General features: G+C 28.9%; 20 protein-coding genes. 12 read left to right on the top strand and 8 right to left on the bottom strand.

The annotated features are described in order from the left end of the window. Positions 1 to 3: 3 nt before the first annotated feature. A complete protein-coding gene (locus tag CAMP5121_RS06305) occupies positions 4 to 1365 on the bottom strand; it encodes a DASS family sodium-coupled anion symporter (protein ID WP_263707265.1) in 1362 nt (453 codons plus the stop codon). 206 nt (positions 1366 to 1571) lie between these two features. On the opposite strand from CAMP5121_RS06305, the gene mapA reads away from it, so the two are divergent. The 6 genes from mapA to CAMP5121_RS06335 all read left to right on the top strand — a co-directional run bounded on the left by mapA (position 1572) and on the right by CAMP5121_RS06335 (position 7676). Further along, positions 1572 to 2219, top strand: coding sequence for an outer membrane lipoprotein MapA (mapA, locus tag CAMP5121_RS06310; RefSeq protein ID WP_263664206.1), 648 nt, complete (start codon positions 1572 to 1574; stop codon positions 2217 to 2219). Further along, positions 2216 to 2788 (top strand): ComF family protein, encoded by a 573-nt coding sequence (locus CAMP5121_RS06315; RefSeq protein WP_263709000.1) that lies wholly within the window; start codon positions 2216 to 2218, stop codon positions 2786 to 2788. Before mapA ends, CAMP5121_RS06315 begins: the two co-directional genes overlap by 4 nt. A gap of 36 nt (positions 2789 to 2824) precedes the next feature. After that, positions 2825 to 5410: a DNA gyrase subunit A gene (gene gyrA / locus CAMP5121_RS06320; protein WP_337215115.1), complete on the top strand. Its 2586-nt coding sequence runs from the start codon at positions 2825 to 2827 to the stop codon at positions 5408 to 5410. A 60-nt stretch (positions 5411 to 5470) separates the two neighbouring features. After that, on the top strand, positions 5471 to 5989 hold the full coding sequence (locus CAMP5121_RS06325; protein ID WP_263679645.1) for an LPP20 family lipoprotein: 519 nt from the start codon (positions 5471 to 5473) through the stop codon (positions 5987 to 5989). After that, entirely contained in the window at positions 5965 to 6411 is a 447-nt protein-coding gene (locus CAMP5121_RS06330) for a hypothetical protein (RefSeq protein WP_337215116.1), read from the top strand. The genes CAMP5121_RS06325 and CAMP5121_RS06330 overlap by 25 nt, the downstream gene beginning before the upstream one ends. 62 nt (positions 6412 to 6473) lie before the next feature. Then, positions 6474 to 7676: an ABC transporter permease gene (locus tag CAMP5121_RS06335; protein ID WP_337215117.1), complete on the top strand. Its 1203-nt coding sequence runs from the start codon at positions 6474 to 6476 to the stop codon at positions 7674 to 7676. An 11-nt stretch (positions 7677 to 7687) separates the two neighbouring features. Here the strand turns inward: CAMP5121_RS06335 and CAMP5121_RS06340 are convergent, their stop codons facing one another. From CAMP5121_RS06340 to CAMP5121_RS06350, 3 genes are read right to left on the bottom strand one after another with little or no spacing between them, the layout of a single operon-like run. Continuing rightward, a complete protein-coding gene (locus tag CAMP5121_RS06340; RefSeq protein ID WP_337215118.1) occupies positions 7688 to 8245 on the bottom strand; it encodes an SCO family protein in 558 nt (185 codons plus the stop codon). Positions 8246 to 8248: 3 nt separating this feature from the next. Then, positions 8249 to 8695, bottom strand: a complete 447-nt coding sequence (locus CAMP5121_RS06345; protein ID WP_337215119.1) for a hypothetical protein — start codon at positions 8693 to 8695, stop codon at positions 8249 to 8251. Further along, the gene (locus tag CAMP5121_RS06350) at positions 8695 to 9114 is read right to left on the bottom strand and encodes a copper chaperone PCu(A)C (protein ID WP_039668649.1); all 420 of its coding nucleotides are present in this window, start codon (positions 9112 to 9114) and stop codon (positions 8695 to 8697) included. The genes CAMP5121_RS06345 and CAMP5121_RS06350 overlap by 1 nt, the downstream gene beginning before the upstream one ends. 110 nt (positions 9115 to 9224) lie before the next feature. Here CAMP5121_RS06350 and CAMP5121_RS06355 point away from each other — a divergent pair, with 110 nt between their 5' ends. Genes CAMP5121_RS06355 through CAMP5121_RS06365 form a run of 3 tightly spaced genes read left to right on the top strand, consistent with a single transcriptional unit; the run spans position 9225 to position 11465 of the window. Then, entirely contained in the window at positions 9225 to 10211 is a 987-nt protein-coding gene (locus CAMP5121_RS06355) for a L,D-transpeptidase family protein (protein ID WP_442863290.1), read from the top strand. After that, positions 10211 to 11218, top strand: a complete 1008-nt coding sequence (locus CAMP5121_RS06360; protein WP_337215121.1) for an alanine racemase — start codon at positions 10211 to 10213, stop codon at positions 11216 to 11218. Before CAMP5121_RS06355 ends, CAMP5121_RS06360 begins: the two co-directional genes overlap by 1 nt. A 37-nt stretch (positions 11219 to 11255) precedes the next feature. Beyond that, positions 11256 to 11465 carry a hypothetical protein gene (locus tag CAMP5121_RS06365; RefSeq protein WP_012661838.1) on the top strand — a complete coding sequence of 70 codons (210 nt, stop codon included), beginning with the start codon at positions 11256 to 11258 and terminating at the stop codon, positions 11463 to 11465. A gap of 3 nt (positions 11466 to 11468) precedes the next feature. On the opposite strand, the gene CAMP5121_RS06370 is transcribed toward CAMP5121_RS06365, so the two are convergent. The 4 genes from CAMP5121_RS06370 to hemB are packed head-to-tail and all read right to left on the bottom strand — an operon-like array spanning position 11469 to position 15549. Continuing rightward, complete coding sequence (locus CAMP5121_RS06370) at positions 11469 to 12737, bottom strand: (Fe-S)-binding protein (RefSeq protein ID WP_337215122.1); 1269 nt, start codon at positions 12735 to 12737, stop codon at positions 11469 to 11471. Position 12738: 1 nt separating this feature from the next. Continuing rightward, complete coding sequence (hemN, locus tag CAMP5121_RS06375; protein WP_337215123.1) at positions 12739 to 14094, bottom strand: oxygen-independent coproporphyrinogen III oxidase; 1356 nt, start codon at positions 14092 to 14094, stop codon at positions 12739 to 12741. Beyond that, the gene (locus CAMP5121_RS06380) at positions 14081 to 14566 is read right to left on the bottom strand and encodes a DUF2603 domain-containing protein (RefSeq protein ID WP_263679654.1); all 486 of its coding nucleotides are present in this window, start codon (positions 14564 to 14566) and stop codon (positions 14081 to 14083) included. The genes hemN and CAMP5121_RS06380 overlap by 14 nt, the downstream gene beginning before the upstream one ends. Positions 14567 to 14568: 2 nt before the next feature. Further along, on the bottom strand, positions 14569 to 15549 hold the full coding sequence (hemB, locus tag CAMP5121_RS06385) for a porphobilinogen synthase (RefSeq protein ID WP_263664193.1): 981 nt from the start codon (positions 15547 to 15549) through the stop codon (positions 14569 to 14571). A gap of 69 nt (positions 15550 to 15618) precedes the next feature. On the opposite strand from hemB, the gene ribA reads away from it, so the two are divergent. The 3 genes from ribA to CAMP5121_RS06400 form a co-directional block, all read left to right on the top strand. Then, positions 15619 to 16179, top strand: a complete 561-nt coding sequence (ribA, locus tag CAMP5121_RS06390; RefSeq protein WP_263664192.1) for a GTP cyclohydrolase II — start codon at positions 15619 to 15621, stop codon at positions 16177 to 16179. A 2-nt stretch (positions 16180 to 16181) separates the two neighbouring features. After that, complete coding sequence (rsmG, locus tag CAMP5121_RS06395; RefSeq protein ID WP_442863291.1) at positions 16182 to 16769, top strand: 16S rRNA (guanine(527)-N(7))-methyltransferase RsmG; 588 nt, start codon at positions 16182 to 16184, stop codon at positions 16767 to 16769. Continuing rightward, on the top strand, positions 16763 to 17123 hold a 361-nt coding region (locus CAMP5121_RS06400), incomplete at its 3' end, for a hypothetical protein (protein WP_263664190.1). The genes rsmG and CAMP5121_RS06400, both read left to right, overlap by 7 nt.

Here is a 17123-nt window from a genome sequence, read left to right on the forward strand (position 1 = left end):
AGATTATAACCAGAAGAAATATGCAATTATTGCAAGGCTAATTGAACAGAATATATTTAGTATGATTCCTACTCTTACCATTTCTTGTTGTTTGATATGACCAGTACCAAAAACTATAGCATTTGGTGGTGTAGCAACTGGTAGCATGAAAGCACAAGAAGCGCCAATAGCAATAATCAAAGCAAGTCCTAAAGCAGGAACACCTAAAGTATCTGCTATAGAGATAAACAAAGGCACAAGCAAGGCTGCTGAAGCAGTATTTGAGGTAAATTCTGTTAAAAATACTATAAAAAATGCTATGATTAAGCCTATAACAAATAAATGTCCATTTTCTATAAATGAAATAATGGTATCAGCCATAACCTTGCTAGCACCTGAATCTTTTAACACTACACTTAGAGTAATACCTCCACCAAAGAGCATTAACACGCCCCAATCAGTATTTTTTTGTATATTTTTCCAATCAATTACTTTAAATGCACATACTAAAACAGCAGCTAATAAAGCAATAATCGCATCAAGATTTGCTATTTTATGTCCAAAAATACTTGTGATGATAGGACCTATATTACCACTAAAAATCCAAGATAGTGCAACTACTAAAAAGATTATTAAAGTGATAATTCTAGGCCTTGTAAGCTCTATATTTTCAGTGTGTAAATCAACTTGTAGATTAAATCTTGGTTTAAACATAAAATACAAAATCAAAATCATTGCAGGTAAAAAGATTAAAACAATAGGAATACCATATTTTAGCCATTGTGCAAAACTAATGTGTAATTGAGTAGCAACAATAGCATTTGGCGGAGTTCCCACTATAGTACCTATACCACCTATACTTGCACTAAAAGCTATACCTAAAAGAATGAAAACATAAGTATTTCTATCTTTTTGTGGATCAAGTGAAGCTAGCATGCCTATAGCAAGCGGAAGCATCATGGCTGCAGTTGCAGTATTGCTCATCCACATAGATAAAAATGCAGTAGTGATAAAAATATATAAACTTGATAAACCTAAATGTCCTTTTGCCAGGGTTAAAATTTTATGCGCAATTAGCTTATCTAGTTTTTGATGATGCATGGCTGCTGCTAGAGCAAAACCACCAAAAAATAAAAAGATATTAGAATCAGCAAAGCCTGTTAAAGCCTTAGCAGTAGGTAATAATCCTAAGATGGCTGCTAAAACAGGTACTAAAATAGCTGTAATAGTAACATGCAAAGCTTCGCTAAGCCACAATATAGCGATAAAGATCAACAGGGATAATCCTTGGTTTACCTTGGTTTCGCCAAAAGGGGAGAAATAAAGCAAAGCGATAAATAACACTAAATCAGCAATAACTATAAGTGTTTTTGTGTTTGAACTCATTTAACAACTCCTTTAAAATATTGTAGTTTTGTAACATATTCTAAATGAATTTTCTTTTAAATATTAATTTTTATATAATTTTTTTTTACAAAATTATTTTTGTGTGAAAAAAAGTAATTTTTAGTAAAATTCATTTGTTTTTGGTATAATTTTTGCTGATTAAAAATCATCTTAATCAAAAAGATGATTGCTTTTAAGGAAAGATAATGTTTAAAAAAATGTTCGTATGTATTTTAGCTTTGTTTTTTGGCGCTTGTGCTGTAAACCCTAAAAATCAAGGTGTAGCTAAGGTTAATGAAGTTATAAAAATCCAAGCACAGTGTTATAATCCTTCTGATTCTAAAGCATATGAAGCAAAAATTAAAGGTCTTGTGTATATTAGTGATGTAGGACTTAAGTATTGTACAAATAAAAGAACAATTGATAAAAGTGCTTCTTTGAAAAAAGTTTATATTCATAGAGTGTATGATTTAAATGAGAATTTGAAATATTCTTCTTCTAATGGAAATAATTATTATATTAATGAAAATTTTAACTACTATTTTTATGTGTTTTTAAAAGAAGAATTAGAAAATAGAGGTATAGTAGTGGTTGAAAATACACAAGATTCTCCTTATGTTTTAAGAGTAGATTTAAGTTTTAATGATTTTTATTCTAAATTTGATTCTAATTCTTTATTTTCAATTATTGCTAGTCAGTTAATATTAAAAGATATTAACACTAATAAAACTATTAACATTAAAACTAAACAAGAAGTTAAAGGTTTTTATAATATTAAAGATCTGCCTTTCTTCACTCAGCTTCTTATAAAACAAGTAGCTAATAAATCTGCAGATATTATCAGCTCTTTGTGAGGTGTTTTAGTTGCCATGGATTTTCCTTTGCGAGCTTTTGTCCAGCTTGCAAGGAAGAGCTTTTAGAATATTCTTTAGGTATAAGAGAACTTGATAAAGGTTTTAAGGTTTATTATTTTTATCAATATGAACAAATTAAACATCTAATTTATTTTAAACACAAATTTCAAGGATATTTTGTTTTAAATGCGCTTGCAAAATTAAGTTTTGCTAAATTTAAAGATTTTTTTCAACCCTCTTGTAAAATTAATGCCATAGCCTTGGATGATAAAACATATAAAAACTACTCTCATACTGCTATTTTAACCAAACATTTAAAAACTCAATTTATAAAACCTATGTATCATGCTTTGCAAGCTAATTCAGAATTTAAATATAGTGGAAAAAGTTTGCAATTTCGTAAAGATAATAAAAGATCTTATAAGCTTTTAAAGCGTCCAAAGTATCCTGTGATTTTAGTAGATGATGTTGTAACTACGGGATTAAGTTTGCTTGAAGCAAGAGAGCTTTTAGAAAAAAATAATATCGAAGTACTTTTTGCTTTAGTTTTAGCTAATGCAAAAGAATAATCTGCTAAAATATAAAGATTAATTTTAAGGATTTTTATGGAAAATATTTTTACTAAAGATTCAGATATTGAAAATATAGATATAGAAAGTTCTATAAAGAGTAGTTATTTAGATTATTCTATGAGTGTTATTATAGGCCGTGCTTTACCTGATGCTAGAGATGGGCTTAAGCCTGTTCATAGAAGAATTTTATATGCTATGAATGATTTAGGTGTTGGAAGTCGTAGTGCATACAAAAAATCAGCGCGTATAGTGGGTGATGTTATCGGTAAATACCATCCACATGGTGATACAGCTGTATATGATGCTTTAGTAAGAATGGCACAAGATTTTTCTATGCGTTATCCAAGCGTAGATGGGCAAGGAAACTTTGGTTCTATTGACGGTGATGGCGCTGCTGCAATGCGTTATACTGAAGCTAGGATGACGATTTTAGCTGAAGAACTTTTGCGTGATATAGAAAAAGATACGGTTGATTTTATACCAAATTATGATGATTCTATGAGTGAACCTGATGTTTTACCTGCTAGGGTGCCAAATTTATTACTTAATGGTTCAAGTGGTATTGCAGTAGGTATGGCTACTAATATTCCTCCGCATAGCTTGAATGAGCTTATTGATGGTTTGCTTTATTTAATTGATAATAAAAATGCAAGTTTAGAAGAAATAATGCAATTTATTAAAGGTCCTGATTTTCCAACCGGTGGTATTATATTTGGTAAAAAGGGTATTATAGAAGCTTACCACACAGGTCGTGGTAGGGTAAAAGTAAGAGCAAAAACCCATATTGAAAAAAGAGTTAATAAAGATATTATTGTAATAGATGAACTTCCTTATCAAACCAATAAAGCAAGATTGATAGAGCAAATTGCTGAACTTGCTAAAGAAAAACAAATCGAAGGCATTGCTGAAGTTAGAGATGAGAGTGATAGAGAAGGAATTCGCGTAGTAATTGAGTTAAAACGCGATGCTATGAGCGAGATTGTGTTAAATAATCTTTTTAAATCTACCACTATGGAAAGCACTTTTGGTGTAATTATGCTTGCTATACATAATAAAGAACCAAAAGTTTTTTCTTTAATTGAACTTTTAAATTTATTCTTAAATCATAGAAAAACTGTAATTATTAGAAGAACTATTTATGAGCTGCAAAAAGCTAGAGCTAGAGCGCATATTTTAGAAGGTTTAAAAATAGCACTAGATAATATTGATGAAGTGATAGCTTTGATTAAAAACTCTCCTGATAATCCAACGGCTAAAAATTTATTAATGCAAAAATTTGGTCTAAGCGAGCTTCAATCTAATGCTATTTTAGATATGAAATTAGGCCGTTTAACAGGTCTTGAGAGAGAAAAAATTGATAATGAATTAAGAGAATTATTAGCAGAAATTGAAAGGCTTGATCAAATTTTAAAAAGCGAAACTTTGCTTGAAAATTTAATCAAAGATGAGTTAAAAGAAATCAGAACAAAATTTGATGTACCAAGAATTACTCAAATTGAAGATGACTATGATGATATTGATATAGAAGATTTAATACCAAATGAAAATATGGTAGTTACTATCACTCATCGTGGCTATATTAAGCGTGTTCCAAGTAAGCAATATGAAAAACAAAAACGCGGTGGTAAAGGTAAGGTCGCGGTTACAACTTATGATGATGATTTTATAGAAAGTTTCTTTACGGCAAATACACATGATACTTTGATGTTTGTTACTGATCGTGGACAGCTTTATTGGCTTAAGGTTTATAAAATTCCTGAAGGAAGTAGAACTGCTAAAGGCAAAGCTGTGGTTAATCTCATTAATCTACAAGCAGATGAAAAAATCATGGCAATTATTCCAACCACTGATTTTGATGAAAGTAAATCATTGTGTTTCTTTACTAAAAATGGTATCGTAAAACGCACAAATTTAAGTGAATATCAAAACATTAGAAGCGTGGGTGTAAAAGCGATTAATCTAGATGAAAATGATGAACTTGTTACTGCAATTATCGTAGCAAGAGATGAAAATGAAATTGTAAATATAAATACAGACGAAAACTTAGAAGCAGAAGATAATCTGGAAATTGAAACAAATGAAAATAGCGAAGAGTTTGAAATTGTTAGTGGTAAAATGCTTTTTGCAGTTACTAAAAAAGGTATGTGTATTAAATTCCCACTTGCTAAAGTTAGAGAGATTGGCCGCGTAAGTAGAGGGGTGACTGCGATTAAATTTAAAGAAAAAGATGATGAAGTTGTGGGTGCTGTTGTTATAGAAAATGACGCGCAAGAAATCTTAAGCGTAAGCGCAAAAGGTATAGGTAAGCGTACTGATGCAGGTGAATATAGACTTCAAAGTAGAGGTGGTAAGGGTGTAATATGCATGAAACTTACTGCTAAAACAAAAGATTTAATCGGAATAGTTATAGTCGATGAAAGTATGGATTTAATGGCATTAACAAGCAGTGGTAAGATGATACGCGTTGATATGCAAAGTATTAGAAAAGCAGGTAGAAACACAAGTGGTGTTATTGTTGTTAATGTTGAAAATGATGAGGTTGTAAGCATTGCTAAATGCCCTAAAGAAGAAGATGAGGAATTAGATGCTGAAACTAATATGGATTTAAATTTAGAATAGTAAAATTCTGGAATGCTTTTTGCTATCTTAAATAATATCAAATAAATTGAAGGTGTAAAAATGAAAAAAGTTATTTTTATGTTTTGTTTGGCTTTAGGTTTTAGTGCGTGTGCACTAGATCAAAGAGGTACGAAACCTGCTCAAGCTCAAGCTACTCAAGCTGCAAGTTCTGATGTTGTAGTTCAAAAAGTAGACAAAGATGATGTGCGTAATATCATTAGAGAAGAAAAAATGCTTGCAAATGATACAAGCACAGACAATGATTTAACTTTTACAGCAGTGGGTGAGGGTATTGCTCCTTTAAATACAGTTTCTGTTGGTCAAGCTTTGGCCTTAGCTAAAAGAGCAGCAATCACTGATGCTTATAGACAATTAGCTAGTAAGTTATATGGTGTAAGAGTTAATGGTAAAGATACAGTAAAAGATGCAATGCTTAAAAGTTCAACTATTACAGCACAAGTAAATGGTTTGATTAAAAATGCAAGTGTAGTTGATCAAGACTTTAAAGATGGTCTTTATAGAGTAAATGTAGAACTTAAAATCGATGCTGACAAGTGGAAAGAATTGTTTGCTTATTAATCCTTATAATTTTTAATGCTACTGCCCAAGATGAATTTATATTTTGGGCAGAATTCTCTAATAAAAATTTAATCCTTTTTCATCAAAATGAAACTATTTCTATGGCTATGACCAAGAGCAAAAAAAAGAATTTAGAATATGCTTGTGAGTTAGTTTATACATCAAGTGACTTGAAGTCTTTAGCGCGCAATGATTTTGGCATGGTAGATGAAGGGAAAATGACAAAATTAGATAAATTTAATTTTTTAAATGCTCACAAAAATGATTTAATTGATTGCTTTTTTAATGCAAAAATAGATGTAAAAGATTTTGTAAAAAGTGAACAAGCAAGCGCTCAAAGTGAAACTTATGTAAGAATTTTGCCACTAAGATTTATAGTTGAATTTCATGATAATAGTGCCTTTGTATATTATCTTAAATAAATACAAAGCTAGCTTTTATAAAAATCAAGTTAAAATACTTAAAAAAATATTAAGAGTATAAAATGCAAAAAAGTATCCCTCGTTATTTATTATTTAAATATTTGCGTTTTGATAAAGATCAACCCTTTATCATGCTTTCAAAAATTTTAGCCTTTTTAGGTGTGAGTATAGGGCTTTGCGTGCTTTTAGTTGCAATGGCTATTATGAATGGTTTTGATAAGGAATTTGAAAGAAAACTTTTTACTATGAATTATCCTATCACTATATTGCCACGTTTTGGAGCAAGTGTGGATGATAAATTATTACAAGAATTAAGAATCAAATTTCCAAATTTATTATTTAGTCCTTATATTGCTACTCAAGTCATAGCAAGAAATGATTTAAAATTAGAAGGCGGTATGCTTTTTGGGGTTAATTTTGAAGATGAAAAAAAGATCAATGAAGTAGTAGCTCAAGCTTTAGAAGATAAAAAATTAGATAATTTTGATATTTTAATTGGTAAGGGTTTAAAAGATGAATTTGGACTAGATTATAATGAAAAAATAACTCTAATTTTTTCCAATCTTAATGCTAGTGGACTTTCGCTTATCCCGCAGGTTAAAAGATTTGATGTTAAGGCTGATTTTTCTTCAGGGTTATTAGCCTATGATAAAACTTATATGTATACAGATGTAAAAGCTTTAGCTAAGATTTTGTCATATCCTCAAGGAAGTTATGATGGAGTGCATGTGTATTCAAATAAACCCTTTGAAGATATTAAACAAATCGAAGCTTTTTTGGGTGCAAGATATGCTAGTATAGGCTGGTGGGAGCAAAATGGAAATTTCTTTGCAGCATTAGCTTTAGAAAAAAGAGCTTTGTTTATAGTATTGATGTTGATTATTTTAGTTGCAAGTTTAAATATAGTAAGCTCTTTATTGATGATAGTGATGAATAGACGTAGCGAAATAGCTTTATTGCTTTCCTTAGGAGCTAGTAAGCTAGAGATTAAAAAAACCTTTTTTTCTTTAGGTTTTTTAATAGGTGGAAGTGGTATTATAGCAGGTGTGATTCTTGCAGCTATAGCTTTGTGGGTGCTTGGAAATTTTGATATTATTTCTTTGCCAAGCGATGTTTATGGTATGAGTAAATTGCCTTTAGAACTTTCTTTAGTTGATTTTTGTATTACACTTTTTGGAGCTATTGTGATTGTAAGTTTATCTTCTTATTATCCTGCCAAAAAAGCAACTCAAGTAGATATTTTAGATACTTTAAGAAACGAATAAATTGTAAAAATTTATTCGTTTAAGAATTTTTGAATTTCGTTAAAAAAGCTTTCATAACTAATATCTTTTATGGTTTTAATAAATTTTCCCTTTTCATCAATCAGATAAATTTCACCACTATGTGCTATAGAATATCCCATGGCAGAATCTTTAAGATTGATTTTTTCATATACCACACCATAATTTCTAGTAACTTTTTCTAATTCTTTTTCATCTTTAGCAACTAAAGCAGTAGAATTTGGATAAAAATATTTTACCCATTGACTAGTTTGAGTTAGATTGCTATCTCTTGCTGGATCTAGTGAGATAAACACCACATGAGCTTTTTCTTTATTTGGCATTTTTTCTAAAACATTGGCAATTAAGGCAAGTTCACTAGGGCAAACATCAGGACAATATGTATAACCAAAATATACAATCAATTTTTTACCGATAAAATCTTTTAAACTAAGCATGCCTTTTTCAGAATTTAAGTGAAAATTGTATTTGTTGTTTTCAAAATATTGCACTGATATAAAAAACACCCCAAAAATTACCACAATTAATAAAAAAATATTTATTTTTTTCATACTTTACCTTTTTACATCAAAGTCAAAATAAAAATCTAGCGGAGTTTCATCATCAAAAAGTTCTATTCTAAAACGCATCACATCTAGTATGCAAGAACTTAAAACTAATTTAGCATGATAAGCGTTGTTGATTTTTTTAAATTGTGGAACAATATCTCCCATATACATATTAAGTCCATAAATTCTAGCGTTTAGTTTTTTAAACTCACCTAAATTAGTGATATTTAAATCAAGTTCATTTAGTGTAGTTATAGGCTTTGGGTTTAAATTTATCAAGACTTTTTTATCTTTAAAATTATACTCACACTCTTGGATGTTTAGATCGCATGCTAAAGGCGTTAGAGTGGTGATTAACTCTCTTTTTTTTCCAGAATTTGTTGAATTAGTATAAAAATAAGCCCCGCATATAGCAAAAATTATAGCTAGGGCAAAGATAAGTAGATTTTTCATTATTTTTTAATACTTCTTGACTTAATATCTTTTAGTTCAATTGTGCTATTATCATCAAAATAAAGTGTTAAATTAGCTTTGGTTTGAGGTGTGATATTCTCTTTAAGATTTAGTATCATAATATGCATGCCACCTGGCTTAAGTTCAGCGCTTGAATTAGCTTTTATAGTAATTTGAGGGATTTGCACCATCATTTTTTTACCATTTTCCATGATATGATCGTGAATTTCAGTTGTATCGCTTAATGAACTTTGAGCTTTTATTAGTTTTATATCTTTATCAGAATTATTTTTAAGCTCTAAAAAAATTGCTGTTGTTTTAGAATTTGGCGGAGTTTGTCTAACATAAGGATCATTTATAGTGATTTCATTTGCAATAGCAAAGGTGCTTAATATAGCTAAACTAAGTAATTTTTTCATTATCATTCCTTTATATTTTTTAGTCAATCATAAACATTATACACGGAAAAAATTAAAAATATATTTATTGTAAAAATATTATAATTATCTCTTTGTTGTTTTAAATTTTAATAGAAAGGTATAAATTGTTTAAAACTATATTAGTATTATTTAGTCTGGTTGTATTTGTAAATGCAAGCGATCTTGCAAAAATTTATTTAAATCAAGGTATTGATGCAGTTGAAAAGGTGTTAGAGCAAGAATTAAGTAAGAAAGATTTTTGGCTTGATGAGATAAAAGATAAAAATGTTAGCCTTGGTTACTATGAAGAAAATATAGCTATTGTATTGACTAATAAAAGCGATAAAATCATTAGAGTTTATCATTATAATGATGGAAAAGTAGAAAAGAAATTTATTCAAAAAGATGTTTTAACTGGTTTGGCTGGAGATAAAGAAATAGAAGGGGATTTAAAAACTCCTATAGGTTTTTACGAGCTTGGAAAGAAATTTTATCCTGGTGACCCATATTATGGACCATTTGCTTTTGCGACAACTTATCCAAATGTTTTAGATAAAACTTTAGGTAAAACAGGTGGTGGAATTTGGATTCATGGATATCCTTTAGATGGAACGCGTTTAGATACTTATAAAACTAGAGGTTGTATTGCTGTACAAAATGATTTACTAGAAGATTTTAATAAATTAGTCGCTGATAGAAAATCATATGCAATGACAGAAGAAAAAAATAAAGTAAGAACAAACCATGAAGAAGTTGCTATTTTGTTAGCAAATTTATTTGCTTGGAAAGACAGTTGGCAAAAAAGTGACATTGACAAATACTTATCTTTTTATGATCAAAAAATATTTAAACATAAAAATAAATTTTCATATGAGCAGTTTGCAAAAAACAAACAAAGAATTTTTGCTAAAAAAGAAGAAAAAACTATTAAATTTTCAGATCTTAGCATAAGTCCTTATCCAAATGAAAAAAATGAGAAGATTTTTAGAATAGGATTTTATGAAGATTATCGTAGTACTAATTATAAATTCAAAGGAGAAAAAGTTCTTTATGTTAAGCTAGTTGAAGACAAAATGCAAATTTTAGCTGAACAATAATGGCTTATATAAAAATCGATCGCTTAGCTTATGAGTATAATCTTGACCTAATAGCCTCTAAGGCTGGAGGTTATGAAAAAGTAATTTGTGTTTTTAAAGATAATGCTTATGGTCATGGAGCTAAACTTTTAGCTCCTATAGCTAGAGCAAAAGGTATAAATTTTATAGCCGTAAAAAATGAAGCTGAAGCAAAAGAGCTTGAAAATATTTTTGATAATATCTTAATTTTATCTCATCAACCACATGGTAATGAAAGTGAAAAATTTATTTATGCATTAAATGCAAAAAATGACATAAAAAAGCTTAAAAAAAATACAAAAATTCATTTAGTCATAGATACAAATATGCATAGAAATGGAATTTTGCTTGAAGAAATTCAAGAAACTTTGCATGAGTTTAAAAATCATAGTTTGCAACTTCATGGAGTGATGATGCATTTTGCAGGAAGTGATGAAGTAGATGCAAGTTATTTTGTGCAAAAACAAAAATTTCAATACGCTAAAAAGTTAATTTATAATTTATTACAAGAAGAGGCTAAGAACTTAGTATTTCATTCTCATAATTCTGAAGCTTTATTTAGAGCAAATACTTTAGAAGATGATGAGTATTGTAGAGTAGGGCTTGTACAGTTTGGTTATGCGCATTTTAATAAAGACTTGCGTAGGGTTTTGAGTTTATGGGCTGAAAAATTAAGCCAAAGAGTGTTAAAAAAAGGTCAAAGTGTTGGTTATGGTGGAATGTATAGTGCAAAAGAAGATATCGAAATAGCAACTTATGATTTAGGTTATGCTGATGGGCTTTTGCGTTATGATGGTAAAAAAGATTTTTTTCTTCCTAATGGTAAAAAAATACTTGGAAAAATGTCTATGGATAGCTTTTCTTGTGAGAATGATAGTGAGGTAATTTGTGTTATGAATGATGCAAATGTTATGGCCAACTTTTTTAATACTATTAATTATGAAATTTTAGTAAAACTTTCTCCAAATTTAAAAAGAATTGTAATTTAAGATAAAAAGTACTAATATATCTAAAGAAAGGATAAATATGGCATTTTTAAATTGGGCTATTTTAATTTTATTTTTATTTATAGTGTTTTTGCTGATTAATCGTTATGAAAGAAAAATAAAGATTTTGCATAAAAATATAGAGATTTTAAAAAATGAATGCAAGAAAAATAGTGAAAACATAGAACAAAATAGAATTTTAATAGAAAAAAATAGATCAAACATTGAAGATATTAAACATCAAGATTAGTTTTCAATCTTGAAGTGTTTTAGCTATAAGTTCTAATGGGTGTAAAAATCTTGTGGAAATTTTTTCATGCTCTAATGCATTTGAAATTTGCATTCTACAAGCTGAGCACTCTGCACTAATGATTTCTACATTACTTTTTTGTATGTTTTGAGCTTTTTTTATGCCAACTTGCAAAGCTTTTTCATAATGATCAGTTTGCATGCTAACTCCACCAAAACCACAGCACTCATTTGACTTGATAAGTTCTTTAAAAGCATAATTTTGCTTTAGTAAAGCTCTTGGTTCTTTAAAAACTCCTTGCATTTTTCTTGCATGGCAAGGATCATGATATGCGATTTTTGTATTTATTTTTTTCTTTGTTTTTAAAAGTTCTTCTAAATTAGTGTATTCATAAAAATATTTTGTTGCAAGCAGTATTTTACTGGAAATATTTTTAGCTCTTATTGCCCATTCTTCATCATTTTGCATATGGAAAAAATGTTCATAATCTATATTAATCATCGCAGAGCAGGTCGCTTCCGGGATAATGATATAATCTAGTGTTTTTAATTTTTCCTCAAAATAAATGATATTTTTTTTAGCTAATTTTTCTACACTGTTAAAATCTCCGGTGAAATAATGAGGAGCACCACAACAAGATTGATCTTTTAATAAATCTACATTAATTTTAAGATGCTTACAAATTTCAAGTAAAGCAAAACCTGTATTAGTGTAGGAATAATTAGATAAACAACCTATAAAAAGTCCTATAGTTTTTTCGCCTTGATTGTTTATAAAATCAGGATTAGAGGCTAAAAAACTTTTCTTAGCTAAAGAAGGCAATAAGCGGTCTTTTTTGATTAAAGGTAGGCTAAATTTAGCTTTCATTCCTAAATTTTTATGTTGCAAGCTAAAAGCACAACTTTGAAAAACATAGCCTAATCTCGCTAAGATATCTAAAATCTTTCTGTGTCTTAAAAAAAAGAAAGCAAGCTTTTTATACCATGCTATGCCAAATTTTTGAGCTATATCAAAGCGTGCTTTTTCAATAGCACTATCTACTCTTAAATGACTTGGACAAACTTCAATGCAATTTGTACATAAAAAACATGATTCAAAAGTTTTTTTAAGATTTTTATCAAGTTCTAGTTCTTGATTTTTATAAGCACTAATTAAATCCAAAAAACCACGAGGAGAAGTGCTCTCATCGCGGTTTATCTCATGTATAGTACAAACTGGTATGCATTTGCCACATTTTACGCAAGCATTAGAAATTTCATTAACATTTAGCATATTAAACCGTTTTAGAAAATACTTTTTTATCTTCGCTAATGCGTTTTAAATATTTATCAAAACACATAGCAATATTACGTATTAAAAGTACTCCTGTTTCATTAACTTTGATATAATTTTCATCTATAGTGACAAATTCGCTTAGTTCTTCAAGTTCTTTTAAATCTTGTTTAAAATATTCAAAAAAATCAATCTTAAATTTATTTTCTATATTTTTTATATTAAGGGCAAAATTACTCATAAGTTCCATAATAACAGCTTTTCTTATTTCATCATCATCATCAAGCATAATACCTTTTTCACAAGGTAATCTACCCTCATCAATAGCTTTTTCATAACTTGGCATGTCTTTGAAATTTTGCATATAATGTCTTTGTCCTTCGCCTATACTTGTTAAGCCAATACCAATTAAATCAGTTCCACCTTTTGTAGTATAGCCTTGGAAATTTCTATGCAAGCTACCATTTTCTAAAGCTTTAAAAAGTTCATCTTGTGGTTTTGCAAAATGATCCATTCCTATCATTTTATAACCATTTTGAGTTAAAAATTTTTCACAGTATTCTAAAATCTGAAGTTTTACATCAGGGCTTGGTAATGTGCTTTCATCGAATTTTCTCATATTTTTTTTAAGCCAAGGCACATGTGCATAGTTAAAAATAGCAAAACGATCAGGATTGATTAGTAATGCTTTTTCTAAAGTTTGCTTAAAACTTTCTAGGCTTTGATAAGGAAGACCATAGATTAAGTCCATATTTACTGAGTTAATTCCCTTTTTTCTTACCATATCTACTGCATTTTTGGTTAATTCAAAAGGTTGAATTCTATGAATTTCCTTTTGAACCTTTTCATCAAAATCTTGCACGCCAAAACTAATACGGTTAAAACCATTTTGGATCAAAATATCAGCTTGTTCTTCATTTAAAAATCTAGGATCAATCTCACAGCTTACTTCACTATCTTGGGTAAAATTCGGAAAAATGCTTTTAATTTTTAAAATCAAACTTTGTAATTGTTTGGCAGAAAAGAAAGTGGGTGTACCACCACCAAAATGCATTTGAGCTACTTCTCTTTGGGTGTTGATGATATTTGCTAAAAGATCAAGTTCTTTAAAAAGATAATTTAAGTATCTTTCTTTGCTTTCTTCTTTAGCAGTATATATTACATTACAACCACAAAAATAGCAAGCGCTTCTACAAAAAGGCAAATGAAAATACAAAGACAATTGTGCTTTTTGATCTTTTAAAATTTGTATATAATCTTCATATTTAAACTGAGTGTTAAACTCCACTGCAGTAGGATAAGATGTATATCTTGGGCCTGCTTTGGAGTATTTAACAAAGCTTTTATAATCTTTCATTTGGTTTTACCTTTTGCATCATTTCTTTCATGTTAATAAACAAATTAGGATGTTTAGCATGAATATTGCTAATTAGTTGATCTAAATCAATATTTACTTCTTTTACGCCTTTGGTAACTTGATGTTTAATCTCATCCATAGCAACTGTCCAAACATCGTTAAAATCAATAGGAATTTGTTGATAAATAGCCTTTTCTAATTTGAGTTCAAAATTATCTTTTTGCACCTCTTTGGCATTTTGTAAAAACTCAATTAGGGTTTTTACTGAAAACATAGTTTTAACTTCGCCATTTTCATCTACTATAAACCATGGTTCAGGTGCTAATTCATGGCCATTTTTTAAGCTTAATTTTTTTTCTTTTTCGTTTATATGAGTTAGATGAAATATGGTTTGATTGTGTTTTTCTATACCCAAATAATTTGATAATTCATTGATGATATCTTGAGAACTTTTTTTACTTAGACTATCCAATCTTACTCCTTGTTTAATAATTTTGCAATTTCTTTTGCATGATAAGTTATGATAAGCTTAGCTCCTGCTCTTTTAAATGCAAGCATGGTTTCAAGTACTATTTTTTCATAATCAATCACACCTGCTTTTTGACCTGCTTTTAATAAAGCATATTCACCACTTACATTATATACACAAAGTGGAAGTTTGGAATGATTTGCTATATCTTTAACTACATCTAAATACGCAAGTGCTGGTTTAACCATCAAAATATCAGCACCTTGTTTTTCATCTTCTAAGCTCTCGCATAAGGCTTCTTTACCATTAGCAAAATCCATTTGATAGGTTTTTCTATCCCCATAGCTTGGTGCAGAATCAGCCACATCTCTAAAAGGTCCATAATAAGCTGAGGCAAATTTAGTAGAATAAGCCATAATAGGTAAATTCTCAAAACCATTTTCATCTAAAGTTTTTCTTAAAGTTTCAATAATGCCATCCATCATACCGCTTGGTGCTATCATATCAGCGCCATTTTTGGCATGAATTAGAGCTTGTTTGGCTGAAATTTCTAAAGTTAAATCATTATCCACGCTTTTACTTTTTGGATCAATAATACCACAATGACCATGATCAGTATACTCACAAAAACAAAGATCGGTAATCACTACTAAATTAGGAAATTTTGCCTTAATAGCTCTTAGACTTGTAGCAATCAAACCATCATCGCTCAATGCATCACTTCCACAGCTATCTTTTTTAGAACTTTCTAGCACACCAAATAAAATAATAGCTTTAATACCAAGACTAATTAGTTCTTCGCATTCTTTTAAAATTTCATCTAAGCTCATTTGAAACACACCTGGCATAGATGCGATTTCATTTTTAATATTAGTACCATTTACAACAAAAAGGGGGTAGATTAAATCATCTAAATTTAAAGTATTTTCTTTTACTAGACTTCTAATATTCTCATTTAGTCTTAATCTTCTAAAGCGTTTAAACATAAATTTCCTTTTTGTTTGTTAAAATTGCTTAAATTCTAGCATATTTTTTGTAAAAAGGTGAAGAAAATAATGACTATTCAAATTTCTGAAATAGCAAAACTTCCCACTCGTTTTGGAGAATTTAATATACAAAGTTTTAAAGAAAATGACAAAGAACATCTTTGTATTTTTAAAGGAAAATTAGAAAAAGAAGTTAATATTAGAATCCATTCAGAATGTTTAACAGGTGATGTTTTAGGAAGTTTAAAATGTGATTGCGGTGAGCAACTTGACTTTTCATTAAAATATATCCAAGAGCATGGTGGTATGGTGATTTATCTAAGACAGGAAGGAAGAGGTATAGGACTTTTTAATAAAATTAATGCTTATGCTTTGCAAGATAAGGGTTTTAATACTATAGAGGCAAATCATCAATTGGGATTTAAAGCAGATGAGCGTAGTTATGAAATAGTAGATTTTATGCTTAAACATTATCAGATTACTAAGATTAATCTTTTGACTAATAATCCTGAAAAACTTAGCTCTTTAAAAGGGAAAGTAAATTTAAGAATTCCTATTTTAATTGAAGCAAATCGTTTTAATAAAGATTATTTGGAAATTAAACATACGCAAATGGGGCATTTAAATTGAAAATTTATGAAGAGCAATTAAATTTTTTAAAAGATTTTGCAAATAAAGATGATTTTTACCAAAGAATCGCGCTTTATAAAGAGTTGTTAAAAAAATTTAATGCTGTGCATAATCTAACTCATCTTGAAAACATAGACGACAATATTATCGATAGTATAAAAATTTTAGACTATTGTGATTTGATTGATAAAAAAAAGGTTGTTGATGTTGGAAGTGGGGCTGGTTTTCCTGCAATATTTTTAGCATGTATTTTGGAAAATAGTAATTTTTTTCTATTTGAACCTAGTATTAAAAAGGCTTCTTTTTTAAGAGTGATTAAAACTGAGCTTAATTTGATAAATATAAATATCATAAAAGAAAAATTACAAAATCATCCACCTTTCAAAGTAGATTTAATCACATCAAGGGCTTTGATGGATATAAAACCTTTGATTGAAATTTCAAATGGTTTTTATGATGAAAAAACTTCATTTTTGCTTTATAAAGGTAGCGAGGTTTATGATGAACTACAAGGAATGAAAGATTATAAAATTTTCAACCGCGGTTTTAGAAATTATTGTCTTTTAAAAGTAAAGGAAAAGCTATGTTAATTTTTGGACATCCTTTGATAAATATGCAAAAATTTAGTCATTATGAAAATATTTTTATTAAAACCAATGTGAATTGTTTTGAATATGATGAATCGGTTATTAAAAATGCAAAAGATGAAAAAGTAGATTTTGGTATTTTTGTTAAAAACGAAGAAGAAATTTTACTTTCTAATGCATTGGGTGCAAAATACATTTTAATAAAAGATGAAAATTTGGCAAAAATTGCATCAAAGATGGCCGAGTTTTATATGTTTGATTCTAAAATTTTATTTTTGCTTGATACTTTAAAAAATAACCTGAAAAAAGCTTATGAATTAAATGTAGATGGAGTTTGCTTAAAATCCTTCATTAACT

It is taken from the genome of Campylobacter sp. 2352 PW, from assembly GCF_024723575.1.
Lineage (GTDB): Bacteria > Campylobacterota > Campylobacteria > Campylobacterales > Campylobacteraceae > Campylobacter_D.